Annotated in this window: 17 protein-coding genes; 4 read left to right on the forward strand and 13 right to left on the reverse strand. The window is 73.9% G+C overall.

Annotated elements, in window-relative coordinates; genetic code table 11:
- Positions 1–12: 12 nt before the first annotated feature.
- The 10 genes from BMY61_RS16030 to BMY61_RS16075 all read right to left on the reverse strand — a co-directional run bounded on the left by BMY61_RS16030 (position 13) and on the right by BMY61_RS16075 (position 19,083).
- A complete protein-coding gene (locus BMY61_RS16030) occupies positions 13–3,264 on the reverse strand; it encodes a WXG100 family type VII secretion target (protein ID WP_075003926.1) in 3,252 nt (1,083 codons plus the stop codon).
- A gap of 112 nt (positions 3,265–3,376) precedes the next feature.
- A complete protein-coding gene (locus BMY61_RS16035) occupies positions 3,377–3,943 on the reverse strand; it encodes a hypothetical protein (RefSeq protein ID WP_143094369.1) in 567 nt (188 codons plus the stop codon).
- Positions 3,944–3,946: 3 nt separating this feature from the next.
- On the reverse strand, positions 3,947–4,234 hold the full coding sequence (locus BMY61_RS16040) for a WXG100 family type VII secretion target (RefSeq protein WP_042442803.1): 288 nt from the start codon (positions 4,232–4,234) through the stop codon (positions 3,947–3,949).
- A 69-nt stretch (positions 4,235–4,303) separates the two neighbouring features.
- Complete coding sequence (locus tag BMY61_RS16045) at positions 4,304–4,645, reverse strand: WXG100 family type VII secretion target (protein WP_042442805.1); 342 nt, start codon at positions 4,643–4,645, stop codon at positions 4,304–4,306.
- Positions 4,646–4,733: 88 nt separating this feature from the next.
- Positions 4,734–7,991 carry a right-handed parallel beta-helix repeat-containing protein gene (locus tag BMY61_RS48390; protein WP_042442807.1) on the reverse strand — a complete coding sequence of 1,086 codons (3,258 nt, stop codon included), beginning with the start codon at positions 7,989–7,991 and terminating at the stop codon, positions 4,734–4,736.
- Positions 7,988–11,368 (reverse strand): hypothetical protein, encoded by a 3,381-nt coding sequence (locus BMY61_RS46225; RefSeq protein ID WP_042442808.1) that lies wholly within the window; start codon positions 11,366–11,368, stop codon positions 7,988–7,990. Before BMY61_RS46225 ends, BMY61_RS48390 begins: the two co-directional genes overlap by 4 nt.
- Positions 11,368–12,717, reverse strand: coding sequence for a type VII secretion protein EccB (eccB, locus tag BMY61_RS16060; protein WP_042442809.1), 1,350 nt, complete (start codon positions 12,715–12,717; stop codon positions 11,368–11,370). Before eccB ends, BMY61_RS46225 begins: the two co-directional genes overlap by 1 nt.
- A gap of 11 nt (positions 12,718–12,728) precedes the next feature.
- The gene (gene eccD, locus BMY61_RS16065; protein ID WP_042442811.1) at positions 12,729–14,153 is read right to left on the reverse strand and encodes a type VII secretion integral membrane protein EccD; all 1,425 of its coding nucleotides are present in this window, start codon (positions 14,151–14,153) and stop codon (positions 12,729–12,731) included.
- Positions 14,150–18,076 (reverse strand): type VII secretion protein EccCa, encoded by a 3,927-nt coding sequence (gene eccCa / locus BMY61_RS16070; protein WP_082014743.1) that lies wholly within the window; start codon positions 18,074–18,076, stop codon positions 14,150–14,152. The genes eccD and eccCa overlap by 4 nt, the downstream gene beginning before the upstream one ends.
- A gap of 347 nt (positions 18,077–18,423) precedes the next feature.
- On the reverse strand, positions 18,424–19,083 hold the full coding sequence (locus BMY61_RS16075) for a nuclear transport factor 2 family protein (RefSeq protein ID WP_042442814.1): 660 nt from the start codon (positions 19,081–19,083) through the stop codon (positions 18,424–18,426).
- Between the two features lie 148 nt (positions 19,084–19,231).
- On the opposite strand from BMY61_RS16075, the gene BMY61_RS16080 reads away from it, so the two are divergent.
- The gene (locus BMY61_RS16080) at positions 19,232–19,864 is read left to right on the forward strand and encodes a TetR/AcrR family transcriptional regulator (RefSeq protein WP_082014744.1); all 633 of its coding nucleotides are present in this window, start codon (positions 19,232–19,234) and stop codon (positions 19,862–19,864) included.
- 62 nt (positions 19,865–19,926) lie between these two features.
- Here BMY61_RS16080 and BMY61_RS16085 read toward each other — a convergent pair whose 3' ends face one another.
- Together BMY61_RS16085 and mptB are read right to left on the reverse strand one after the other, a co-directional pair.
- On the reverse strand, positions 19,927–20,331 hold the full coding sequence (locus BMY61_RS16085; protein ID WP_042442816.1) for a DUF1646 family protein: 405 nt from the start codon (positions 20,329–20,331) through the stop codon (positions 19,927–19,929).
- Between the two features lie 376 nt (positions 20,332–20,707).
- Positions 20,708–21,985, reverse strand: coding sequence for a polyprenol phosphomannose-dependent alpha 1,6 mannosyltransferase MptB (mptB, locus tag BMY61_RS16090; RefSeq protein WP_052438333.1), 1,278 nt, complete (start codon positions 21,983–21,985; stop codon positions 20,708–20,710).
- Positions 21,986–22,474: 489 nt separating this feature from the next.
- Between mptB and BMY61_RS16095 the strand changes: the two genes are divergently transcribed.
- Positions 22,475–22,708, forward strand: coding sequence for a hypothetical protein (locus tag BMY61_RS16095; protein ID WP_042442818.1), 234 nt, complete (start codon positions 22,475–22,477; stop codon positions 22,706–22,708).
- 77 nt (positions 22,709–22,785) lie between these two features.
- Here the strand turns inward: BMY61_RS16095 and BMY61_RS16100 are convergent, their stop codons facing one another.
- Complete coding sequence (locus BMY61_RS16100) at positions 22,786–23,679, reverse strand: LysR family transcriptional regulator (protein ID WP_042442820.1); 894 nt, start codon at positions 23,677–23,679, stop codon at positions 22,786–22,788.
- A gap of 71 nt (positions 23,680–23,750) precedes the next feature.
- On the opposite strand from BMY61_RS16100, the gene BMY61_RS16105 reads away from it, so the two are divergent.
- Positions 23,751–24,752: an alpha/beta hydrolase gene (locus tag BMY61_RS16105; RefSeq protein ID WP_042442822.1), complete on the forward strand. Its 1,002-nt coding sequence runs from the start codon at positions 23,751–23,753 to the stop codon at positions 24,750–24,752.
- Between the two features lie 52 nt (positions 24,753–24,804).
- Positions 24,805–25,764, forward strand: a complete 960-nt coding sequence (locus tag BMY61_RS16110) for an alpha/beta fold hydrolase (RefSeq protein ID WP_042442824.1) — start codon at positions 24,805–24,807, stop codon at positions 25,762–25,764.
- Positions 25,765–25,792 lie beyond the last annotated feature (28 nt).

The raw sequence follows: 25,792 nt of genomic DNA on the forward strand, positions 1-25,792 counted from the left end.
GGTGGCTCCTCCTCAGATGATCGCGTCGAAGTCGTCGTCGGCGGCGACGCCCCAGGTGTCGCTCTCCTGGACCAGCAGGTCGGCGGCGCCGCGACCGGGCTTCTCCTCGGCCGGTTCCTCCGTCTCCGGCTCGGGCGCGGGCTCCTCCTCGAAGTCGTCCGCTGCGCTGCTGCGGTAGACCACCGGGGTACCGCCGCCCTCCGAACTGGTCGTCACGATGGCCCGGTTGGGTCGCCAGGTGGCGAACCGGGGCTCCTCCTCGTCGGGCTGGGCGGCGGTCGCGCGAGGGGCCGGGACGTCGCCCCAGGCGCTCTGCTCGGTCGTCGCGTAGCCGGGCGCGTGCACGTCCCCCTCCTCCTGGACGGGCACGGACCACAGCAGTGGCACGAACGCAGCCCCTGCGCCGTCCCACCCGGCGGCGGCCTCGCCGCCGAGGAGCGCGGGTCCGGCGGCTGGCTCGGCCAACTCGACCTCGGCGAAGTCGGCCTCCTCGTCGACGCCTGCCCCTGCGGTCCAGTTCGTCGGGCGGGGGGAGCGCGGGGCGGCGTGGGCCGCAGGCTGTCCGCCGGGGTGGCCCCCGACCGGCCCTGCCGCAGCGGCAGGGCCGGCGGCCTGATCCGGCGCAGGAGCGGTCGGCGCCGCCCCCGACCCGGCGGGGCCGGTGCCCGTGCCGTGCGGTGCCGTCGCCTGCCACGCGGCGGATCCGGCGGCTGCCGTCGGCGGCTCACTCACGGCGTGGAAGGCCGGCGGTGCGACCGCGCCCGCGCTCGTGGGCGTGGCGCCGGGCAGCGCGGTCGAGCCCCCGGTCGATGCGCCGGTCGCGGTCGCGGCCTGCCCCGAGTGGGTGAACGCGGTCGCGCCCGTGCCGGCCTGCCCGGTCGCTTCCGAGGTGACCCCTGCTGCAGTGGCCGTGGTCGGGTCGGAGGCTGTGTGGCTGTGCGTTGTCGCGCGGGTGCCGGCGTGCCCGGTCGCCTCGGCGGCGACTGCCGCCGCTGCGGCAGCGGCTTCGCCGCCCGATGTGGTCGCGGGGGTGCCGGGGTTCCCGGCTGCCGCGGTGGTGGCGGTCAGCGCCGAGGCCTCGCCGACCGGTGCGGCCGACTGGGTCTCGTGCGTCCTCGCCGAGGACTCGGACGGCCCGGCCGCCACCGCGGCGAGCGCCGCCGCCGCGGCGATGGTCAGGGCCAGGCCCTCGCCGCCCGCCGCCGTTGCCTGGGTGTCTGGCTCCGTCTCTGCGGGGTCGCCGCTCCAGGGGTCGGCGCTCGGTGCCAACAGGCCCGAGGCCTCACTGCGCTCGCCCTCGCGGGCTCCCGCCGCCTGGCCTGCGGCGCCGCCCGTGCCCGGCAGGAAGGGCACGCCCTCGCCCGACAAGCCCGCCTCGGCTGCTGCTTCCCCTGCCTGCTCGGCGGAGCCGACGGTGGCCCCCTCCGCGGCCGCGCCCGGCAGGCCCAGGCCCTCGCCGCCGGCGGCGGTGCCCAGGTGGCTGCCGACCTCACCGCCGAGGGCCGCCTCGCCCTCCCACGGTGCGGCGCTGGCCGCGAGCAGGCCGGACGCGTCGCTGCGTTCGCCGTTGTGGCCGGCGGCCTGGCCCGCGCCGCCGCCCATGCCGGGCATGTAGGGCATGCCCTCGCCGAGCGCGCCGCCCGCACCGCTTCCCGCCCCCGCGCCCTCGCCCGCGAGCGCTCCCGCGCCGGGCAGGCTGTTCGCGCCCAGGCCGGGCGCGTGCTCCGTGGGCAGGGAGAGGCCCTCGCCGCCCGCGGCGGTGCCAAGGTGGTGGCCGATGTCGCCGCCGACGTTCGTGCCGCCCGCCCAGGGCTTGCCGCTGGCGTCCAACAGGCCGGAGGCGTCGCTGCGTTCGCCGTTGTGGCCGGCGGCCTGGCCCGCGCCGCCACCCATGCCCGGCATGTACGGCATGCCCTCGCCGAGACCGCCCGCCGCGCCAAGACCTGGCTCCGCCGTGCCCGAGCCGGTGCCGGGCAGGCCGGATTCCAGCGATGTGCTGCCGGGGAACCGCTGCCCGGCCCCGAGGCCGCCGGTGCCGATGCCGTCGCCGGTGGAGAGCTTGCCCGGCTTGGCGGCACCCAGGCCGCCGACGCCGCCGACAGCGCCCGCGCCCCCGACTCCCTTGGAGCCGGGGAACGCCGAGCTCTTGATCGCGGACTTCTCGGCCGGGAGACCGCCCTTGCCGCCGGTGCCGAGGCCCCCGCCGAACGCGGAGGGCAGCAGACCGGCCCCGCCGAGCCCGAGCGGGTCCAGGCCGCCGGTGCCGCCCGTGCCCAGGCCGCCGCTGTACGCGCTGGGGTTGAGCGCGCGGTCCAGGGCGTTCGGGCTCAGCGCGCCGATGCCCGGACCGGTGCCGAGGCCGCTAGGGTTGCCGCCCAACTGGGCCAGCCGGCTCGGGTCGAGGGATTTCAGGTCCGGTCCGCCGGCACTCCGGGGAGTCGTGTCGAGGTTCATCGGCGTGAGTGGCAGCCCGCTGTCGGCGGTCCGCAGCCCGCTGAGGTCCGGATTGACCGAACCAGGGTTGGTGTCCTGGAAGTTGGGCTGGTTGGGGCCGGTGTCCGTGGGCGGGGGCTGGTTGCTGCCCAGGGGAGAGTTGACGGGCCCAGGGGAGCGCACCGAGTCGATGGTGACCTGGTACTCGCCTGCCAGGCTCTTGAGGACCGCGCGCATGTCCTCGTTCATCCACTCGACCAGCTGTGGGCGCTGACTGATCGGGATGAGGCCGTTGGACATGGGCGTGACGCCGCTCTTGACGGCCTCGTTGGCGTAGTAGGTGTCGATCTCCGAGATCAGGTTCTGCGCGTTGACCAGGTTGACGGCGTTGTTGGCCAGCTGCTGCGGAACCGAGTCCAGGCCGGAGGTACCGCCTGACAGGGCGGCCGCCGTTGCGGAGACCTGCTTGGAGAAGGTCTCCATCATGGTGAGGAACGAGTCCGCGGCGTCGCCCTTCCATGGGCCGTTGTCCCCGGCCAGGGCCTTGGCCTGGTCGGTGAGCGCCTGGGCGACGCCGCTGAGCACGACCTGCACCTGGTAGAAGATGTCGGCGGCGTCCTGCAGCGACTGCGGATCGGAGACGGACTTGGCGTGCGAGGAGTTGGCCGAACTGTCCACGCCGGCCGACATGCCGTTGATGGCGGCCTCGATCTGCTTCCAGTCCCAGGTGTTGTAGTCCTGGATGGAGCCCGGGTCCGAACTCGGGTCGCCGAAGACCGTGCCGTCGCCGCCCTGGGTGAACCCACCGCTGTTGTAGTCGCCCGACCCCATCGTCCCCACCCGATCTTCCGATTCGAACCGCCGCGTCCAGGCGCGCACCCGTTGTCGGCCCCGAGCCCGTGTCCGCGCCACCGCGGTCGGCGGCGCGGACACGGGCGGGAGCTCACTTGCCGTTGCCTCCGCTGGGCGGCGCGCCGGGAGTGCCCCCGGCGTCCGTGATCAGGGAGGTGAAGTCGCCGTCCGTCGACTGGAACGCGTTCTGGAGATCGTTCGCGCTCGCCGAGTTGGCGTCCTCGATGGTCTTGTACTTCGCACTCAGCTGCCGCACGCCGGCGCTCAGGTCGCTCAGCCCCTGGCTGAGGTCGCCGAGCACCTTGACGAACTGCTCCTTCAGACCGGCGTCGGCGTTGGGGCCGTTGACGTCGATCCGCATCTTGTTGGCGTGGTAGAAGTCCCCAGGAACAACCGAGACTCCCTCCAGGGCCGTCTGCGCCTTGCGCACCGGGTCGACCAACTGGTCGATGTTGGACGCGAAGAGGTCGAGGGACGGTGTGTCCACCGTCGTTCCCTTGCCGTCACCGTTCCCGGAGGGGACCGGCGGCGGCGTGAACGTCTGCGGGTTCGAGTAGGAGCCGTGCCCGTTGGGCACTGAGGTGCCGTTGCCGTACTGCTTGGGCTGGTACGGCGGCTTCGGCTTCGGCCGCGGCATGGGGATGGGGGCACCGGGCATGCGTCACGCCCAGAGCTGAACGCCTTGGCGCTCACCGTTGGCGTAGTACTCGTTGATCTGCCCCAGCATCTGGATCGCGGCCGCGACCTTGCTGGTCATGTCGGCGGCGGCGGTGTCCCACTGCGCCTTCACCTGGGTGTAGGTGGCCTGCGCGTCGCTGGTCCACTCGGCCAGGTTGATCTTCGACTGGCTGTCCAGGTCGGCGAGCGTCTGGTTGAGCTGCTGGGTGATGGAGTTCATCTCGCCGACGATGTAGTCGACCTGCTCCATCTGCACGGTGTACGTGGTCATGCTGGGCTCTCCTTACGAGTGGTCGGCCGGGCGGTCGCGGGGACCGCGGCAGGTGAGTGGTGGTCGGGCCTACAGGCCGGGCAGCCCGCCGTAGTTGCCGGAGCCGATGGTCTGTGCGACCTGCTGGGCCACCTGCTCGGTGTCGGCGTGGGTGTTGGCGTAGACGTTGGTGTTCTGCGCCAGCTTCTCCAGCATGGTGCTGAGCGCGTTGTTGACGGAGCGGAAGTCCTCCAGCCACTGCGTCATGGCCTGGTTGAAGATGGTGGCGGCCTCGCCGGTCCAGCTGGCCTGCAGGGCCTCGATCTGGCCCTCGACCTGCGCGTAGGAGCGCGTGGTGTCGTCCAGGGCCGTCTGGAACGTGCCCTGGGCCGTGGTCATTCCCTGGAGTTCGACTGCGGTCAGCTTGCTCACTGCGGTTCCTTTCGTCGCGGATCGTGTCCGGGGTAAGGGAGTTGGGAGGCGGTGTGGGGAGGTGGTCAGGACGTCGAAGCTTCAATTGTCATGAGTGCACCAAGGATGCGGGCGGTTCCGCTTCCGCGCCGGTTGCCCGGTTCGGTCCCGGTTCCGGGAGGTCGCCGGGGGTCAGCGTGCGCGTTCGCGCGGTCGTGGACAGGCGCTCGGCCAGCCGGTGGACCTCGAAGGCGCCGCGCGCCGGCGGCCGCGAGGCGAACAGCGCCGTCGCGGTCGCCGCCGCCTCCTCGCCCAGACGGAAGCCGAACAGCCGCAGCCTGCGCTCCAGCAGAACGGTGAGCTGCTCCGGTGTGTAGGGCGCCAACTCGACGTACTCGGCGAACGCTTCGGCCGCCTCCGGGTGTCCGGCCAGCGCCCGCATCAGATGGGGCTCGCTGCCACTGAGCGCCAGCACCGCCCCGTGCGGCTTGGAGGCGAGCTTCGCCAGCGCCTCCAGCACCGGCCCGCGCTCCGGCTCCCGGCGCTGGGTGAAGGCCTCGTCCAACTCCAGCAGCAGCAGCCCGCCCTCGGACTCCCGCAGCGCGGCCGCCAGCCGGAACACCGGCTGCTCCGCCCAGCGCACCGGGACGTGCGAGAGCGGCAGCCGCTGCACCGCCCCGGAGGCCAGCAGCCCGAACTCCGCCAGACAGCGTGCGTACAGGGCCGCCAGGGCCTGCCGCCCGCTGCCGGGGCCGCCCTGCAGCACCACGTGCGCCAGGCCCTCCACCAGCGTGCCGGACCGGTGCAGGGTCGCCAACTGCTGCAGGCGGGTGCGCAGCGTGGCGCGGGCTTCGTCCAGGCCCGCGAGGGCGTCCAGGCGGCGCAACCCCGGAGAGTCGAACCCCTCCTCCGGAACACCCTGCGGCGAGGACTGCGGTGACGGTCGCGGTGACAGGGGTTGCGTCGGCGCGGGCTGGTCGGCGGCGGGGACGGTGAGCACGTCGGCCCCGGTCAGGACGGACAGCGCGGCGTCGTCCGAGGACGCCTCCGCCGCCAGGCGCGACGCCTGACGGCTGATCATCTCCTCGAAGACCTGCCGGGCGACGCGGCCGTTGCCGAAGGTGGCACCCTTGGGCACGTCCTCGAAGTAGCGGACCAGGGCCTGCAGGGCGTCGTCCGTCAGCTCGTAGTAGTGCTTGGCGCACAGGCCCTCGACGATGGTCACCAGCTCGTCGGGGCTGTAGTTGGGGAATTCCACCGACCGGGCGAACCGCGACGCCATGCCGGGGTTCGAGGCCAGGAACTGGTCCATCTGCGCCGAGTACCCGGCGACGATGACCACGATCTCGTCGCGGTGGTCCTCCATCAGCTTCATCAGCGTCTCGACGGCCTCCTGACCGAAGTCCGGGCCGCTGCCCTTGGACTGGTTGGTCAGGGTGTACGCCTCGTCGATGAACAGGACACCGCCGAGCGCCTTGGTGAAGACCTCGGTGGTCTTGATCGCCGTGCCGCCGATGATCTGGGCGACCAGGTCGGCACGGGCCACCTCCACGATGTGTCCCTGGCTGAGGATGCCGAGCTCGGCCAGCACCGCGCCGTAGAGGCGGGCGACGGTCGTCTTGCCGGTTCCGGGCGGCCCGGCGAAGACCAGGTGGCGGCTCATCGGCGGCATGGGCAGGCCCATCTCCTGCCGCCGCTGGGCCATCTTGTTCAGGTTGATGAGCCCGGTGACCTCGCGTTTGACGCTCTCCAGGCCCACCAGCGCGTCCAGATCGGCCAGCGGACCGGTGCCCACGTGGTGGGCGCCCGCGCCCGACGGCTGCTCCGCGCGCTGCGGGGACGGCGCGGCGCGCTGCGCGGTCGGTGCCGCGGGAGGCTCACCGCCGCGACCGGAGGGGCTGAACTCCCGCACCCCGCTGCCGGCGTTGTCGCGGACCTCGCAGTGGTGCAGCTGCACCGGCTCGTCCGAGCTGGAGCGCACCCCGTCACCGGAGTTGCCGACGACGGCGCAGTTGGTCAGCTCCGCCCGCGCACCCGGCTGCACGTGCACCCCGTGACCGTGCGCGCCGGTCATCCGGCAGCCGACGGCCGTGAGCGTGCCCCCCTCGGCGACCCGGACGCCGTCGGCAGCCGAGTCTGCGAACTCGCTGTCGTGGGCGGTGAGCTGTGAGTCCGCGCCGACCACCGTCGTCCAGCCCCGGACCCGGACGCCGGTCAGCTGCATCCGGGCGCCCCCGGCGAGGCCGAGGGCGGTCCCGGCGTCCGCAGCGGTGGTGTGCAGCCGCACCTCCGTCAACCTGGCTTCGGCGCCGCCGTCCAGTTCGACACCGCCGCCGCCCCCGCCGGTGATCTCGCCGCCCTGCAGGGTCAGCACGGCCTCACCCTCCGCCCGCACCGCCGACGTGCGCGCACCGCGGACCGTCAGGTCCGTGCCGTGTGCCGCACTGCCCGCGTCGACCAGCAGACCGACGGGGGAGTCGGCGATGACGCAGCCCTCCAGCCGCGGCCGCGCGCCGCCGGTCACCTGGACGGCGACGGTGGCGGCCGCGGTCACCGCGCAGCCGCGCAGCAGCGCCGTGGACGGACCGGCGATGTGCAGCGCCTGCCCGCGCGAGCGCTCGAAGCGACACCCGGTCAGCACCGTCTCGCCGCTGCTGGTGAGGTAGGCGTCCACGGCGGCGCTGCCGCCCACGACCACCTGGTCCAGCCGGGCGGTGCCCTCCTGCTCGACGGCCAGAGCGGGCTTGCGGCAGCCCTGCACCTGCGTCGACTCCACCGTCACCGAGCCCTGCCCGTTGACGCAGACTCCGTTGCCCTCCACCCGCTCGACGGTGCAGTCGCGCACGGTCAGCCGGCCCCGGTCCGCGACCACGACGGCGGAGGAGGCGACGTCCGCGATCCGGGACCGCTCGATCAGGCTCGCGCCGGGGGAAGTCACCACGACGCCCGCCCCCTGGCTGTTCGTCAGCGTGCAGGAGCGCAGCGCCACCGTCCCGTCGTGCCAGGCCAGCACGGCCGCCCAGGCGGAACCCTCGATCCGGCAGCCGTCGAGCGCGGCCTGCCCGCGCCGCACGTCCAGCACCGGCGCCTCCGGGTCGGCGCCGGAGAGCACCAGCCCCGACAGCTGGACCGCCTCCGCGTCCAGCACCAGGGCACTGCCCTTCTCGGCGTGGACGCGGACCTCCGCGCCCTCGGCCCCGGCGTCCTCGGCGGCGAGGGAGACCGGGCGGGTGATCGTCAGCGTCTCGTCGTAGCGCCCGGCGGCGACGGTGATCAGCGCGCCGTCGGTCGCGTGACGCAGCGCCTCGCCGATGGTGCGGTAGGCGCCCGCCTGGGAGCGCGAGACGAGCAGGACGGGTCGGTTCACGTGTTCGCTCCCCTGCGTGCGGCGCCGGCTCGGGTGGGTCGGGCACGGCCGAGCAGGCCGGGGGCCGTGCCGAGGACTGGTCCGGCAGGCTCGCCGCTCTCCTGGCTGTTGCCGCCGGTGGCGGCACCGAGGGCCTCGACCGCGCGGTCCAGGACCCCGAGCGCGAGGGCGTCGAGCGGCGCGTCGGCCTGCCGCGCCTCCTCGGGCTCCGTCGCCTCCGCAGCGGTCAGCTCCCGCAGCAGCAGGAGCGGGCGCGGACCGCTGTCGTCGGCGCGCAGCACCTTGAAGGCGGTCCCGGGCAGGAACACGACCCGGTCCGGCACGGCGGGGTCCAACAGGCTGGTCCGGCGGCCTGTCAGCGACCAGACCAGCAGGTCGGCGGCTCCCTCCGGGGCCAGCCGCCACCCGGTCCAGGCCGTCCAGAACGCCCACTCGGTGACGCGCCGACCCTCGTGGTACCAGTCCCACTCGGCGGCGGTCAGCCGGGCCCGGACCAGCGCCGCCCCCCGGTACGAGGGCAGCCGACGCAGCCCGGACGCGATGCAGCGCGCCAGCGGCACGTGCGGCCCGACGGTCGCACCGCGCACGGCGTCGTCCACCTCCGCGCCGTCGCCGGAGAGGTAGAGCCGCACGGCGACGAGGTCGGTCAGCGCGTCGGCGGCGGTGCGCGACCCGTCGCGCAGGCCCGGCGCCTCCGACATCACCCGCGAGACGCTCCCGGCGATCGCGTGGTACTGCGCGCTGAAGGTGCGGCGCACCCACTCCCGCTCCTGCTCGACGCCCTGCTGCGGCGGCAGGGCGAGCGCGCTCTCCTTGGGCACGGGCTGCACCCGCACGCTCTGCGCTGCGGGCTCGGGCACGGCCTCCGGGGGTTCGCCGGACTCGGCGTTCTCGTCGGCACGGTGCGGCGCGCTCGCCGGCCCGAGAGACGGCCCCCCGGGCGCCCCCGACTCCAGCCGGATCCCGGCGATGGCGGGCAGGACGGGCCTGACCGCCTCGGAGGTCGCAGCGGCCGGTCGGTCAGGCCCGGCCTCGGGCTCGTCCGGCGGGTCGAGCGCGCCAAGGGGGCCGACGACGGGTGCGATGGCCGGGAGGGAGGCAGGCAGCGGTCCGCGAGGCGTCGCCCCGTCGGACGAAGCGGGCTCGGCCGTGGTGTCGGGAACGGTTGCCTCCGATCCCTCGTTCCGTCCCGGCTCTCCGGTCGGTTCGGTCGCGCCGGGCTCCAAGCCCCGTGTCGCGCGGGGGCCCTGCGGGTGCGGCGCGACTCCTGGCGTGAAGGCGACAGGCGGCGGGGCCGGCGTCGCAGGAGCCGGAAGCGCATGGGTGGCGTCGGGCCGGGCCGCGGGCACGGCCGCCGGTTGCGCTGTTGCCGCGGCCTGGCCGGGGCCGGGCGGTGGTGTGTGGGTGGGCGTCGCCCGGCCCGTGCCGGTGGGGCGCTGGGTTGTGGTGCTTGTGCCGTGATTGGCGAGCGGCTGGGCCGCGTCCTGGTGTGGTGCGTGCGGTGGCGTGTGGGTGGGCGTCGCCCGGCCCGTGCCGGCGGGGCGCTGGATTGTGGTGCCTGTGGCGGGGCCAGTGGCCGGGTGCGCTGTGGCCGGCTGGTCGGGGCCGGGCGGTGGCGTGGGGGTGGGAGTCACCCAGCCCGTGCCGGTGGGCGGCTGGGATGCCGTCCCTGTGCCGGGATCGGCGGGCGGCTGCGCTCCTGCCCTCGCGTCGAGTCCGGCAGGTGCCTGCTCCGTCGTCGTGACGCCGGGCTCGGCCGAGGCTGCGGCCGTCAGCGGGGGCGGGCTGGGGACGGCGAGGGTCGGGCCTGCGAGCCCGGACGGCGCCGCAGCGGCCAGCGCGTTCGCCGGGGCGAAAGTCTGCGTGCGCGGCTGCGGGAGCACAGGTGCCGTGACGGGCGTCGGTGCGGCGGGCGTCGTCGGGAGAGCGACAGCGGGAGACGGGGTCTCGTCCGGGGCGAGGCTGCCGAGCGCCCGGCCCTGTTGGCCGGAGGAGGAGGCCGTGCGTCCGCGCCGCCCCTCCTCCACGGCCGGGCTCGCCTCGGCCTCCACCGCCCAGGGCGCGACATGCGCGGGGCGGGGACGGGTCGAGCCCGGAGCGGTGAGAAAGGGTTCGGTGGAGGGCTCGGGCAGGGACCAGGCGTCCTGGTGTCCGGGTGGGGCGGCCAGCGCGGCGTCGTCGGCCGGGGCGATGCGGAACAGGGTCCGCGCGGCCGGCTCCAAGCGCCAGAGCAGGTCCTCCGCAAGGGCCTTCATCCGCTCGCCGCCGTCGGGGGCGCTGCGGTCGTACAGCAGGGCCGAGTAGCCCGGCGCGGCCGGGATCCGCCGCACCTCCCCGCTGTTGGCGGGTTCGGCGGCGGGGCGCATCCACAGGCCGGACTGCACCACCTCCAGCACGTCGGTCGCGGTGTACTCGTAGGAGGTGGGACCGATCTGACGTACCCCCGGCAGCGGCGGGCGCAAGCCGAGCAGGACGGGCGGACCGGCGCTGCCGGGCGCGTACTGCAGGGCCTGCACGAACGGTGCCCAGTTCGGCAGGGCGTCCTCGAGCGGGCCGACGCCCAGCGGCAGGTCCGTCCAGAGGGTGACGGATTGGTCGAACACGTCGGCCAGCGCCTGCCCCAGCGCTTCGCCGCCGGGGACGGCCACGGGGCCGAAGTGGACGAACTTCACCCGCGAGCGCACCGAGGGCAGCACGGAGTCCCACACGCCGACGACGTCGGCCAGCGGCACGGCCGGGCCGCCCGGGCAGCCGAGGACGACGGTCAGCACCGAGCGGTCGCTGGGGAGCCGGTCCACCAGGCGGCGCCAGGCGGCAAGCAACCCGTGCGGCCGGGCGCTGCGCACCCACACGCCACTGGGCACCGACTCGGCCACGCCGAACTCACTGGTCTGCCACGGCCGGTCGAGGGTGGAGAACTCCCACAGCGGCTTGGGGAAGCGCTGCGAGTCGCGCTCCGGTTCGCGTCCCGGGCGCATCCGCAGCCAACCCGCCCCGTGGTCGGCGGGGATGAACAGGCCGCCGCCCGCGGTGGGCAGCAGCTCGCCGTCGGGAGCAAGCACCAGCCGCTCCAACTGGTCCGCGATGGCCTGGCCGGCGCGACGCGCCTCCTGCGGTGTGGCCCGGCCGAAGATCAACCGCAGACTGCCGCGGCGCGGCGCCAGCAGCCGCGCCACCGCCGGCCATGCCTCGTCCAGTGCGCCGAAGGGCAGGTCGACGACGACCAGCAGGTGCTGGTCGTCCTGGGCGAGCCCGGCGGCGAACTCCACCGCCTGCGGGTCGGGTTCACCCTTGGGGTGGATCAGCAGCGCGTGTCCGGCGACCCGGGCCTGCAGCGCCGCTGCGGTCGAGCGGCCCGCCCGCAGCACGGAGGCCATCAGGAACCACCGCCGACCGTCGCCTCGGCGGCGCCGCGGCTGAGCACGGGCCCGCGCTGCAGTACGTCGAGCAGGCCCTGCGGGAGCTCGACGGGGCTGGTGCTCCCCAGGCCGAGCAGCGCCGCCGCCGTGCTGTCGATCGGGTAGGCCGTGCCCTGATCGGTGATCAGGTACTCCTGAGGGTTGGACACCTGGGCCACAACGTCCTCCTGCGCGACGGCGAACACACCACCGCCCACCGGGACGTCGACGGCGGGGCCTCCGGTTCCGCTCCCGCCGTGTTCGAGGACCAGCGTGCCCGCCACCGTCCGCCCGCTGTCGGCGATGTGCTGCAGCTCGCACACCGCCGCGTGTGCGCCGACGGTGAGCTGCTGGGCGCCCAGGACGTCGGGCAGGTCCGTCCCGGGCGAGCTGCCGGGTGCGGCGACCGGCGCGGCGGCCAGGACGGTGGAGCCGACCTGGCGCACGGGGGCGGCGCCGCGCTCGGCCGCCAGCAGGGCTGCCGTGGTGGCACTGATCGGGGCCAGTCCGCCGCTGGTCATGACGTAGGAACGGCCCGCGCCGTCCGTCGTGGTGAACAGCTGGCCGACCTTCACGGCCTGGCCGCCCACCGAGCCGGCCGCCCGCCCGCTCCCGGCCAGCACCGGTGCGACCAGGGGCGCGCCCGACGGGAGCGTGCGCAGCCAGTTCGCCGGAGCCGGGACGGCCTGGTCGGCGTCGAGCCGCAGGGCGATGAGGGTGGCGGTTGACGGGACGAGGTGGGTGACGCCCCGCCACAGCAGTTGCAGTTTGCCGTCCGGTCCGGTGAGCAGCAGCTGCCGGTCGGCGGGGACGCCGCTGGTGCGGCCCGCCGGGGTGAAGTCGACCGACTCGCCGGCCTGCAGGTCGGGGCGCAGGCACTGCGTCCAGGGGCCGCTGAGCAGCGCCGAGGCGGCGGGCAGCGCGTCGGGCGCGTCCGGGATGCCGATCGGGGGGCCGTGCGGGGTGTCGCCGAGGGGCACGGCGGAGACCTCGCGCACGGTGGCGTCCTTGCCCGCGATCAGCAGCGCCGAGGCGTAGTTGCGGACGGGCCGCAGCACCCCGTCGAGGTAGAGGTAGCGGCTGCCGGTGGACCGGTCCATCACGATCGAGCCCGGGGTGCGCCAGTCGTCGGTCGGGGCGGGGGAGATGAGCCCGTAGACGCCGAACCCGGCGCAGAGCAGCACGACGACGCCCGCGCCCAGGACGCTGCCCAGGGCGGCACGCTTGGTCGGGCTCTCGCCTCGCCCGGGGTCCCCGCTGACCAGCGCGGTGGCCAGGCGTCCCATGGCGAACTGGTAGGCCTGCAGGTGGTCGCGTCGTGTCTGCACCGTCTCTCCCCTCAGCTCGCCAGTGACCGGAACCAGGCGTACGCGTGCACGGCCTGGAGCAACAGCGGCAGCAGCGCGACGGCCGACAGGGTCTCCAGCAGGTCACCGGAGTGCGCCCAGACCGGCAGCAGCCGACTGCTGGGCAGCCGCCAGGCCGCCACCAGCAGCGCCACGGCCGCGACCAGCAGCACCACCACGACCACGCCGCGCGCGGTGTGGTGGCCGGACGCGCCGCGCACCACGAGCAGCAGCGCGAGGCCGAGCGCGCCCGCCAGCACCATGGGTACCCGTTGGAGGGTGCTGGTCAGACCGCGTGAGCGCAGCAGCACCGCACCGCAGAAGGCGAGCGGCAGCACCCAGCCGATCCACCCGGTCTCGCGCACCATGCACCACAGACCCGCCGCGTAGACCAGCGCCGAGGCCAGACTGAGCGTGTTCAGGTAGCCGTGGGCGGCGGTGACGCGGCGCTCCACGCGCTCCAGCGGCTCCGGGTCGATGTCCTGCTGGAGCTCCTCGGCGTTGTGCGGCAGTTGCGGCACGCGCAGCCTCGCCATGCGCAGCGTCAGCCGCGGGCCGAAGTGGCCGAGCACGAACAGCGCCACCGCCACGACGGCCGTCGCCTGACCGGGCGGCAGATCGGCCGAGCGCACCAGCAGCGCGCCGATGCCGGCGGCCAGCGCCACGACCAACGCCGTTGCGGGGATGACCACGGGCAGCGGCCGCAACCCGAGCAGCGCCGCCGCGAGGGCCGCGACCGCCCCCGCGGCGACCAGGACGCCGGGCTCGCCGGGAGCGTAACCGCCGAACGCCACGGCGCTGCCGAGGATCGTGTGGCCGGCCTGCGGCGCCGCGCGGAACGTCAGCCCGGCCGCCGCGGCGAACAGCAGCGCGGCCGTCCCGGCGAGGACGACGGGACCCTGGCCGGCGTGCAGACGGTCCCCGGCCACTGCGGCGGCGGCGAGCAGGACGGCGAGGCCGCCGGCCGTACCCGCGGCGGCCGCCCCCGGCCCGAAGCCGAGCAGCGCCCACAGCAGCGCGCCGAGCGTCAGTGCGGCGACGCTGACGGCCAGGCGCCGGGTGTGCTGGGGCTGCCAGCGGTCCGCCCGTCCGGCCAGGACGTGGGCGACGCCGTCGGCGAGGTCGTCGAACTGCAGGGCGGGAAGCGGCGCCTCGGCAGGGCGCAGGTGCAGCACCTCGCCGTCGCGCAGGCCGATGGAGTCCGGCGTCGCGTCGGGGTCGAGCGGGTCCTCTCCCAGGCGTTGCAGCACCCAGGGCACACCGCCCGGCCCGGTCGCCTCCTCGACGCGGGCCAGCAGGGCGGGCAGCAGCGCGGAGACGGTGAGCGAGACCGGGACCGCCAGGTCGGCCTGGCCCTTGGGCCCTACCACGGTGACGCGGCAGACCTCGGCGGAGAGCACGGGTTCGATGGTGGTCATGGGGCGGTCACCAATCCGGTTTGGACGAGGCGGACAGACCGGCGGGTGACGAGCTGGGCGCGCCCGGCGGGCAGGGTGCGAGGCTTGGCCTCGCCGAGGAACTTGCCCTCCTCCTTGGGGTAGGAGAAGAGCAGGGCGGGGTTGCCGAGTTCCCACAGGCGGCGCAGCAGCGGGTCCATCATGGCCCGGGTGGCGCCGGAGGTGGAGCGGGCGACGACCAGGTGCAGGCCGACATGGGCGCCGTGGGAGAGCAGCGGCAACAGGGGGGCCAGTGGCGAGGTGGCGCCGACGCCGCCGCTGGGCGCCAGCAGGTCGTAGTCGTCGACCAGAGCGAACAGCAGTGGCCCTGACCACCAGTCGCGTCGGGTCAGTTGTTCGGGGCTGATGTCCGGCCCGGGCACGCGCTTGGTGACGGAGACGGCCGCGTTGCCGGCCAGGGTGGCCAGGCCGTCGCGGTCGACGACGTAGCCGATCCGGTACTCCTCCGGGATCATCGCGAGCAGGCCGCGACCGGGGTCGGCGGCGATGATGCGCGCCTGGTCGGGCGTGTAGCGGTCGGTGATGGACTTGATCACCAGGCGCAGGGCGTTGGTCTTGCCGGTCTCGCCGTCGCCGAACACCATCAGGTGCGGTTGGGCGGCGAAGTCGTGCCAGACCGGTTGCAGGCGCTGTTCGTCCCAGCCGAGCGCGACCTTGAGGTCGCCCTCGGCGGGCGGCAGGTTCTCGGCGGGCAGCAGCGTCGGCAGGAGCCGTACGTCCGGGGCGGCGCCGCCGGGCCAGAAGGCGCGGATCTCGGCGACGGCGGCCTTGGTGGCCTCGGTCAGGTCGGCCGTCTCCGGGGAGCTGTCCAGGCGCGGCAGGGCGGCCAGGAAGTGGTGGCCGGACGAGGTCAGGCCGCGTCCTGGCTGGTGCGGGATGGTGGCCGCGACGCGCGGGCCGACCTCGGACTCCAGCGAGTCGCCGAGCCGCAGCTCCAGCTTGGTGCCCAGCATGTCGCGCAGCCGGGGTCGCAGCTCGGACCAGCGCACCGCCGAGGCGACCAGGTGGATGCCGAAGGAGAGGCCGCGCACGGCCAACTCCATGACCTTGGGCTCCAGGTCGTCGAAGTCCTGACGGAGCGTGAACCAGCCGTCCACGACCAGGAAGACGTCACCGTAGGGGTCGTCGACCGCGCCTTGGGCGCACAGCGCGCGGTAGGCGGCCATCGACTCCAGGCCCCGCGCGGTGAACTCCTGTTCGCGTCGCTCCATCAGCTGCGTCAGCTCGGCGACCGTGCGCAGCACCCGGTCCCGCTCCAGGCGGGTCGCCACCGAGCCGACGTGCGGCAGGCCGGAGACCGACACGAGACCGCCGCCGCCGAAGTCCAGGCAGTAGAACTGCACTTCGTCGGGGGTGTGGGTGAGGGCCAGGGAGAGGATCAGGGTGCGCAGCGCGGTGGACTTGCCCGTCTGCGGCGCGCCGACCAGGCCCAGGTGCCCGTCGGCCGCCGACAGGTCGGCCACCAGCAGCTCGCGCAGCTGCTCGTAGGGGCGGTCGACCATGCCGAGCGGGACGCGCAGCCTGCCGAGCCCGGGGTAGTCGGCGGCGGTCATGCCGCGCGCCGGGTCGGGGACGATGCCGGGCAGCAGCTGGTCCAGGCTGGCGGGCGCCGTCAGCGGCGGCAGCCACACCTGGCGGGCCGGCGGGCCGCTCTCCTCCAGACGGTCGATCAGCACCTCCAGCAGCGACTCGTCGCTCTGGGCGCGGTCCGGCTGCTCGGCGGCCGGGCGCGGCGCCGGGACCGCGGCGACGGCGGCCGCCTCGGACAGCAGCTGCCCCTGCTGGTCCAGCGTGAAGGGGCGGACCTCGTGGTGCGCCCTGGCCTGCTGGAGCGACTCCTCGGCCGCGCTGACCGGGTCCGGGGCGGGCCCGGAGACGTAGGCGGCCTTGAAGCGCACCAGGTTGGTCGTGTCGATCTTGAGGAAGCCGTTGCCGGGCGCCGAGGGCAGCTCGTAGGCGGAGGCGACGCCGATGACGCTGCGGGACTCCATCGAGGAGAAGGTGCGCAGGGCGATCCGGTAGGAGAGGTGACCCTCCACCTTGTGGATCCGGCTCTCGTCCAGGCGCTGCGAGGCCAGCAGCAGGTGCACCCCGAGGCTGCGCCCGAGGCGGCCTATGGAGACGAACAGGTCCACGAACTCGGGCTTGCTGGCCAGTAGTTCGGAGAACTCGTCGACGACGACCAGCAGCGAGGGCAGCGGTGCGAGCTCGGCCCCGGCGTGGCGGGCCTTCTCGTAGTCGAAGAGTGAGGAGTAGCCGGCCTCGCGGAGCAGCTCCTGACGGCGGATCATCTCGCCGTTGATGGAGTCCCGCATCCGGTCGACCAGGTGGATCTCGTCGGCCAGGTTGGTGATGACCGCGGAGGTGTGCGGCAGCCGGTCCATGTTGAGGAAGGTCGCGCCACCCTTGAAGTCCACCAGGACCAGGTTCAGCACCTCGGAGGAGTGCGTGGCGGCCAGTCCGATCACCAGGGTGCGCAGCAGCTCGCTCTTGCCGGATCCGGTCGCGCCGATCAGCAGGCCGTGCGGGCCCATGCCGCCCTGCGCCGACTCCTTGAGGTCCAGCTCGATGACCTCGCCGTCCTCGGTGACGCCGAGCGGTACCAGCAGCCGGGCGGACTGCGCCTGCCGGGGCCGCCATTTGGCGTCCACGTCGAAGGTGCGCGGGTCGCGGATGCCGAGCAGGGTGGTCAGTTCCAGGTCCGACTCCAGGGGCCGGTCCGGGAGCTCGACGCTGCCGCTGGTGCGCAGCGGGGCGAGGACGCGGGCCAGGGTCACGGCCTCGACGCCGCTGAGCGCGTCGGCCTGGGCCGAGACGGTGTCGCTGCCGGAGGGGAACTCCACCCGGTCGCCGCGAGTGGTCAGGCGCAGCACCTTCGGGCCTCCGGTCATGGCGCCGGTCGCGTCCAGCAGGACGACGTTGCGCAGGCCGCCGTGGAGCAGCCGGGAGGAGTCGGGCAGCGGCACACCTTGCGCGATGACGACGACGAACGGTTCGGCGATGCTGGGGGAGGCGCTGGGATCGTGGTCCGGACGGTCGCGAACCTCCGTACCCAGCAACTGCATCAGCGTGTCGTGGTCGGCCGCGGCGAGGCGGACCGGTCCGGCCGCGTCCTGCTCGGAGCGGTGCGCGTTGTGCGGCAGCCACTTGACCCAGTCCCACTCCGCGCGCCCGGAGTCGTCGCCGAGCACGGCGACGCGCAGCTCGTCGGGGGAGTGGAAGACCGTCAACTGTCCGACCATGGCCCGTATCAGCCCGAGCGCGGAGTCGCCGTCACCGGCGAACTCCACACTGGTGAAGCGCGAGAGCGTGACCGGGATCGGCAGTCCGGGGACGGTCTGGTGGGCCATGGTGAACCGGCGCAGCGAGACGGCGCACAGGGGTTCCAGATCCTCGACCGGCTTGGTCTGCGGCGGCACGAACTCCAGGGCGGCGCGCCGCACGCCGAGGCCGATCCGCACCCGGCCGAAGTCCTCGTGTCCGGGCCGTCGTTCCCACAGTCGGCCACCTCGAGCCAGCGCCCACAGGTCGCGCGGCGCCGGGTTGTCCCAGAGCAGCGCGGCCCGCTGCTCGTCCGCGGCCTGCCGGGCCTGCTTGCGCTTCTGCGCCAGGTAGCGCAGGTAGTCGCGGCGCTCGGCGCGCATCCGACGCCGGCGTTCGCCGCTGGAGCGCCCGAGTTGAGTGAGCGTCATGCTCACCATCGCGACACCCATCATCCCGGACATCATGTAGGCCGTCGGACCGGCGCCGCGCATGGAGAACATCAGCACCATCGCGCCCGCGCCGAGCCCCATCGGCAGGTACATCAGCGTGGACCCGAAGTCGGCGCTCGCGGGCTCCCCGAGGACCGGAGGCTCCGCCAATTCGACCTGACCTTCGGGCATTTCAGGGCGCTCTGCGCGTGGCGCACGCTTCACGAGGACCGTGTTCAAGCGGGTACTCCTCCGAGCGTGAACATGTCGAGAACAAGCCCACTATAGGCAGCCTGCCGAGCTGCGCGCATCCACAGGTCGAAGCTCAAATTCCGCTCAGGTCTATGCGCGTCGCCTGGCCGAAAGGTGCGGGGTGTCGGCCAAGAGCACGCTGCCCGGCCAGAGTTACGCCCCGGTGAACCTGCTGTGGCCCTGTGGGGCTGTCTTGGGTCGATTGCATGGCCGCCGTGCTGGTGCTGACGGGGGCGGGCGGGTGATCCGCGTCGGAGGGTGCAGGGCATCACCCGCCCGGAAGCGGTTCAGCCCTTGGCGACGGCTCCGGCCCAGTCGAGGTTCACGCCCATCTGGGCGTACATGTCGGTGTAGCCGACGAAGCAGTCGAACTTCGTGATCTTGCCGTCCTTCAGGTACCAGAAGTCGGCGGTCGGCACGTCGATGCGGGCGCCGTTCGGCTTCAGGGTGCCCGCCGGCGTCGGCGCCGGCCCCTCGAAGGTTCCCTGGATGGCCAGTTCGAGGCTGACCTCGTCGCCGCTGACGGTGATGCTCCGCAGGTCGCGGTGGACGTCGGGGAAGATCGAGGCCATGTTGGTCAGCACGTCGCCGAGCGCCTGGCCGCGGTAGCTCTGGCCGGCGACCATGTCGTTGAAGACGCCGTCGTCGGTGAACCTGTTGACGAAGTCGTCGACGTTCAGGCTCGCCCCCTCGGCGTCGTGGTACGCGCCCAGCACGACCGCGAGGTTGTCGATCTCGTGCCGGGTCAGGTGACGGTTCGTCAGCGGCAGGGCCGCGAGCTGGGCCGGGGTCAGCGCCGCGGGCGCCTCCGTCCCGGCGGCGGGGCGGACGTGCGCGGCGCCGCCCGCGGGGCCGGCGGCCTGCGACGTCCCGGCGGTGACGGCGAGGCTGCTCAGGCCCGCGAGCGCGGTGGCGGTGACGATCGTCTTCCATCCGAGCGACTTCATGTCGGTCCCCATCCCTGGTGGGTGCGCCCTTGTCGGGTGCGCACCAAATCAATCGATTGCTTGAACTGTAGGAGCGGGGTCGAGAGGATGTCAAGCAGATGATTGATTGACTTGACAGGGAATTCAAGCGACTGTTTGACTTCTCTGCATGGTGAGAGAACGGGCGGACCAGCGCCGCGAGGCGGGCCAGCGGACGCGGGACCGCCTCCTGTCCGCCGCACAGGAGTTGCTCGCACAGCGCGGACAGGAGGGCGTGACCCTCCGCGAGGTGACCGACCACGCCGAGGCCAACGTCTCCGCGGTGAGCTACCACTTCGGGTCGATGAAGGCCCTGTGCGACGCGGCGATAGAGCAGGCGCTGGAGCAGTACCTGGACGCGCAGATCGCCGCCGTCGCCGCGCTCGACGCGGCGGCGGGCGTCGAGGAGCTGGCCGCGGCGTTCGCCCGGCCGATGATGCACGCGCTGGCTGCCGGAGGCCGGGAGCTGGCCGTCATCCGGACCGTCGCGCGCGTCGGCATCGACCCCCCGGAGGGCTGGGACCGGCTCACGGGGAAGTTCCAGCAGTCCCGTCGGGACATCGTCCGGGTGCTCTCGGCGAGCCTTCCCGCGGTGGAGGAGCAGGAGTTGGTGTTCCGGATCCGCTGCGCGGCCGGCCTGCTCAACTGGCTCGCGCTGGCGCCCATCGGCGCCGAACTCGCCGCCGAACCCCCGGAGCGGACCGCACGACGGCTGGTCCCCGTGCTGGCCGGCGCGCTGCGCGGACTGTCGGACGCCGGCTGACCGCCGACCGTCCGAGGGCGCGCCGACCTTCTCGGCCTCGGCGCGCCCCACCCTGGAGGGAGTCAGTCGGGTTTGGGCAGGGTGTTGGTCGCCCAGCCCGCGAGGACGGCGATGACTCCGGCGAACAGGAGCGCGGCCACCAGGTTCCCGGCCCGCTGCGAGCCGCTCAGTCCGCCCAGCACCGTGACCAGCAGATAGGCCACGTAGGACAGGCCCAGGATCGCGAGGAACGCCTCGAAGGCCCGCGGTGTCCGCTTCTGCAGCGCGTACAGCACGAGCGCCGCCAACAGGGTCGCCGTGAACACGCCGGCGCACAGGGCTCCGAGATTGGCGACGCCGTCGTCGAGCGTCGTCGTGCTCTCGAAGGCCATCATGTTGGTCATACCGCGCAACAGCATCGTGATGGCCACCGCGGCCAGGATCGCGAAGCCGCCCGCAAGAACGGCCCGGGCGCAGACGGCGGACACCGACAGCTGCTGATTCTGGGGGGTTGTCCCTGTGTCCGATGCCGGTCGGGCCGCGAGCGGCCGGGTCGCGTGCGGACCGGGGAGGGATGTGTGGGCCATGGCCGGCTCCCATCGCCAGGATGTGTGGGCCACCTTCCATCGAATACCCGCGCCGCGCCGTCCGCTCGCGCGACGAGCCCGAACGAGTGGTCCCGCCTCGTCGCTCGTCGCGGTCACGCGGCCGGGTTCGAGGCGGTCGGCATCCGTGCGTTCCACAGGGCGGAAGCCTGACCGCGGCGGCGTGTGGTGCGCTCCTCGGCGTGGGGGCGGAGGTGTACGAGTGGTCGGCGTCCGCGCTGATCGAGCGGCGCCGAGCCGCCCGGCCCACAGCAGGCGCCTACCAGCTCCAGCCGTGTCCGCCGGTGTTGTGGGCCAGCGCGAGCCCGAGGGTGAGGGCCGTCAGGAGGTAGTCGTTGGTGCGGGCGCGAGGCAGGAGCGCGGCCAGGGGCCAGGTCATCGCGGTGTACCAGGGCATGGACCAGGGCGCCGCGATGTTCCAGCCCAGCGCCAGGGCGTGCGCGGTCCGGGGCTGCTCCAGGCGGTCCGGTCGCGCCGGACCGGCGCCGAGGCGGAGCAGCAGCGAGGCCGTGACCAGCATCAGCGCCGGCCACGCGGCGCTGATCAGTGCCGCCGCCACGGCGGGCCCGATCAGCAGACGGCCGGCCAGTTGCAGCAGCTGCCAGACCGACGGCACGGACACCAGCTGGGACGCGCCGGACAAGGGCGCGAAGGCGTGCAGGCCGACCGGCGCGTACAGCAGGACGATGACGCCCAGACAGCTGACCGCACGGACGAGCAGCGGTCTCCAGCTGCGCTCGCGCAGCAGCGGCCAGGACAGTCCGACCGCCAGGAGGGCCGCGCTGATCTTGACGCCGCAGGCGAGCCCGAGCAGCGCGCCGATCAGCGCCTCGCCCAGCCAGTCCGGCCGCCGCGAGGCGAGGGCGGCCGCGCAGACGGCGAACAGGGCGAGGTAGGTGTCCACGTGGCCGCCGCCGACCAGGAGCCCCAGGAGCAGCGGATTGGCCGCCCACAGCAGGGCCGCCCGGCTCCGGTCGGACGCCACACGGACGAGGATCAGGCCGGTGGCCAGGTAGACCACGGTGTTCGCCGCCATGAGCACACCGATCGTCACCAGCACGTGGTCGCCTCCGATGTCGGCGGCCAGCCGCTGGACGAAGGTGGCCACCGGCCCGTAGACCGAGGGGGTCCGCGCCCAGACACTGCTGACCAGATGCGCGTAGGTGCCGCCGAGGTCGGCGGGGACAACCCGGTAGGGGTCGAGTCCGAGCGAGGCGATCCTGCCGTAGGCGGCGTAGCTGGCCACGTCCGCCGAGCCGACGGGCGTGGCGAGCGTCAGCAGGCAGGCGCCGACCCCTCCGGCGGTGAGCAGCTTGCGCGGTGACGGCCGCCACCCCTGGCCGGCCGCGTGGAGCATCCCGAGCAGGCCCAGCCCCTGGGCGGCTATCGCCGCGCAGGTCAGGTAGGTGGACGCGGGTCCGGCGAGTGCCGGCAGCCGCAGTAGCGGCATGGCCATGTCCAAGGTGTGGTCGTTCGGTGCGGCGGCGGCGACCAGGACCATCAGCAGCACGCCCGCGACCGAGAGCGCGATCGGCACCGAGGGCGGCCCAGTCCTGTCCGTCCCGGGGGTTTCCGGCCCGCTCCTGTCCTTCGGGCGGCGGGTGCCGCCCCAGGACGGCGCGAGTGTCACGCCGGTGCCCGGCGCACCGTGTCTGTCGGTCGCCGTTGTGGTCGTGGACACCGCTTGCTCGCTTCCCGCCGGTGGTCCGGCAGCTTTCCCGGACGAGCACGGACGTCCGCTTCCGGCAGGCCCGCCGGGCCTGGAACGGCCGCGACCTGCAAAGAGTGCGGTCGCTGATCCTACGAAGGGAGTATGTGATCTTGTGAGGCGGGGCATGGTCCGGCCGTCGACCGGCGGTGACGAGGACTCCGCTCGTCAGGTGCGGGCCGCTCTCCCCGTGGCGCGACGGACCCGGCTCGTCGCGGACCCCCTCACCCGCGTTCGCCCGGTTCCCACCGCGCCCACCAACCGGAGCGACCCCGGCCAACGGATGCGATCACCGGGGCGCGACCACACCCTTGGACCGTGAGCATCTTCGCGGCGGGCCAGAACGATTCCCGCGTCGTCGTCCATCGGCCCCACACCGACGCCGCCGGCCAGCACTACCGGCAGGTCGACTTCTTCGGCCTGGAGGTCGGTCGCGCCTACAGCGCCGAGGACGTGAAGGCCTTCATGGTCCGGTGCGCCATGGACCCGGACCTGTTCGAGCAGCCCGGCGTCGTCGAATGGTTCGGTGGCGGCCCGGAGGTCTGGGAGTAACCGGCGGCCCCGGACCGCCGACCCGTCGCGTCGGCCGGAATCGTCGAGCGGTCAGGGCAGCGGCGGGCCGGAGGGCGTCAGCCCGCACCCAGCGTCGCGACGATCGTGTCGCGCAGCCACTGGTGGGCGGCGTCGCCGTCCAGGCGTGGATGCCAGGACATGGCGTAGCGCAGGGAGCCGATCTCTTCGGGGGCCGGGACGACGGTGGTGGTGCCCGGTAGGGAGTGGTGGACGGCGAAGTTCGTCGGCAGGGTGGCGACCAGGGAGGTGCCCGGAACCGCTGCCGCGGCCGCCGCGTGGTACGGCACGGTGACGCTCGCCCGCCTGGGTACGCCGAGGGATGAGAGGCGCTGGTCGACGTGGCCCTGACGCCCGTCGGTGACGTCGACGACGACATGGGCGCAGTCCAGGTAGTCCTGCAGCGACAGTGCGGGGCGCCGGGCCAGCGGGTGGTGAGCGGACATCAGGCATGAGTAGCCCTCCTCGAAGAGGGTCCGCGTGCGCAGCGGCGGCGGGGGAGTGCCGCCGTGGACGAGCAGGTCCACCAGGCCGTGCTCCGCGTCGGCGAAGACGGCGTGGTGCCAGCGTGAGAAGAGCACCGTGGAGCCGGGCGACTGCTCGAAGACCCGCCCGAGCAGGGCACCGCTGAGCACGGAGACCGTGTAGTCGGTGCCCGCGAGCCGGAACGCCCGTGCCGCCGTCGCGGGGTCGAAGGCCTCGCCGGAGAAGACGTGCTCCAGGCGCGGCAGCGCCTGCTGCAGTTCGGCCTGGATCCGCTCGGCCCGAGGGGTGAGCTGGTATCCGCCCGGTCCACGGACGAGCAACTCGTCCCCGAGGGTGGCGCGCAGGCGCTGCAGGGCGCGGCTCATGGAGGGCTGGCTCATGTGCAGCCGCTCGGCCGCGCGCGACACGTGGCGCTCCTCGAGCAGCGCGTGCAACGGGGCCAGCAGGTTCAGGTCGACCGACTCCATACGTGGCACGCATACAGGGTATGCGGGATATGGCATTGCCGCATAACCGTCGGTCGCAGCAGGCTGACGGCATGAGCAAGGAACAGCGCGACGCGCTCGACACCCTCTTCCGAACCGGCCCGCTGGACATCGGCGGTGACCATCTGACGCAGCGCGAGGTGTTCACCCGCATGCTGACCTCGCGACCACTGCCCGACGACGTCGTCGTGGAGCCCCGGACCCTCGGTGGCATCCCGGCGCTGGAGATCGGCATCGACGGCGTCACCCCCGACGGCACACTGCTCTGGTTCCACGGCGGCTTCTACGTCCTGGGCTCCGCCCGCACCTCGGCCGCGCTCGCGGCCAACGTCGCCCGCCGCACGGGGACACGGGTCGTCTCCGTCGACTACCGCCTCGCCCCCGAACACCCCTACCCGGCCGCGCTGGACGACGCGCTGGCCGCCTACCGTGCCCTGCTCGACGCGGCCGGCGGCGGCTTCTCCCGGTCGGCGGGCCGCTGGGCGACCGGCGCCGTGGTCGGCGAGTCGGCCGGCGCGGGCCTGGCCGCGGCCATGCTCGTCGCCGCGCGCGACCAAGGCCTGCCGATGCCCGCAGCCGGGGTCCTGTTCTCGCCCTACGCGGACCTGAGCCTCTCCGGCGCGAGCATGACGGCCAAGGCCGCCGTCGACCCGTCGTTCACGGCGGCGGCGATCGCGGTGCGGGCGAAGGACTACCTGGGCCCGGCCGACGCGTCGGATCCGCTGGTCAGCCCGGTCTTCGCGGACCTGCGTGGCCTGCCGCCGCTGCTGGTCCAGGCGGGTTCGCACGAGGTGCTGCTCGACGACGCGGTCCGCCTCGCGTCCCGCGCCGCGGCCGACGACGTCCCGGTCACCCTGGACGTCACCCCCGGCGTCCCGCACCTGTTCCAGGCCTTCGCCGCGATGCTGGACGAGGGCGACGCCGCACTGCGACGCGTGACGGACTTCCTCGCCAGGACGCTCGGCTCCACGGCCCTTGGGCCGGGCGGTGGGCGGGGCCCTCGGTCCGGGGGAAAACACCCCCTCCCCGAGGGGGGCCGGCACCATCGCCGATGAACCCTCCCTGCGGCGACGCTGAATGCAGGTTCATGACGGAGGGACAGGTTCCATGGACAACCAGAGCATCCGAACCGCGCGTCACCGCAAGGCGGTTCTCGCACTCGCCGCCGCGCTCGTGGTCGGCGGCCTCACCGCCTGCGGCACCGCCGGTGCGACGCCGCCCCGCACGACCGGCGCGGCATCCCAGGCCGGACCTTCCGCGCCGGTTGCCGCGCAGCCGTCGACCCGCATGCTGACGGTCGACGGACACCGGCTCGCGTTCTACGTGACCTCCGGCGACAACCGCCTGCCGGTCATCGTCCTCGACTCCGGTGGCGGGCTGGACGCCTCCTACTGGAAGAAGGTCGCCCCCGTCCTCGCCCGCCGGACCGGAGCCGAGATCATCACCTACGACCGTTCCGGCGAGGGAGAGAGCCCCTACGTCCCGGGGCCCTGGCGGGCCCCGAACGCCGCAGCGGACCTCGCCGCCGGGCTGGCGCAGCTCGGCGTCACGAAGGACGTGGTCCTGGTGTCGCACTCGCTGGCCGGCGAGATCGCCACCTACTTCGTCCGCGCGCACCCGCGCGTCGTGGCAGGGGCAGTCCTGGTGGACGCGAGCCTGCCGCCGTTCTACACCACGGCGGAGACCGAGCGGATCGTGGCCGCGAGCCAGCAGCAGATCGACGCACTCAGGAGCCGGCCGCTCACCACGGCGACCCGTCAGCTCCTCGACGAGGCAGACGACTACGGGCCGGTCCACCTGGCCTACCACGAGCTGAGCTGGCCCGCGTCGGTCCCCGCCACCGCGGTCGTCTCCGCGACCACACCCTTCCCGACCGCACTCGACGCAGGACTGTGGCGTCAGGCGCAGCGGAAGTTCGCCGATGCCGCGCCCAACCGGCAGCTGCTCGTCGCCGACCACAGCTCGCACGATGTCCCGCTCGACCGGCCCGACGTCGTCATCAGGGCCGTCGAGGCCATGGTGAAGCAGGTGGGCGCTGCCGGAACGGCGAACTCGCGGCCGCACTGACGGGTGGCTGCCGCACGAGCGCCCCCGT

Origin of the sequence: Streptacidiphilus jiangxiensis (genome assembly GCF_900109465.1) — a bacterium.
GTDB lineage: Bacteria > Actinomycetota > Actinomycetes > Streptomycetales > Streptomycetaceae > Streptacidiphilus > Streptacidiphilus jiangxiensis.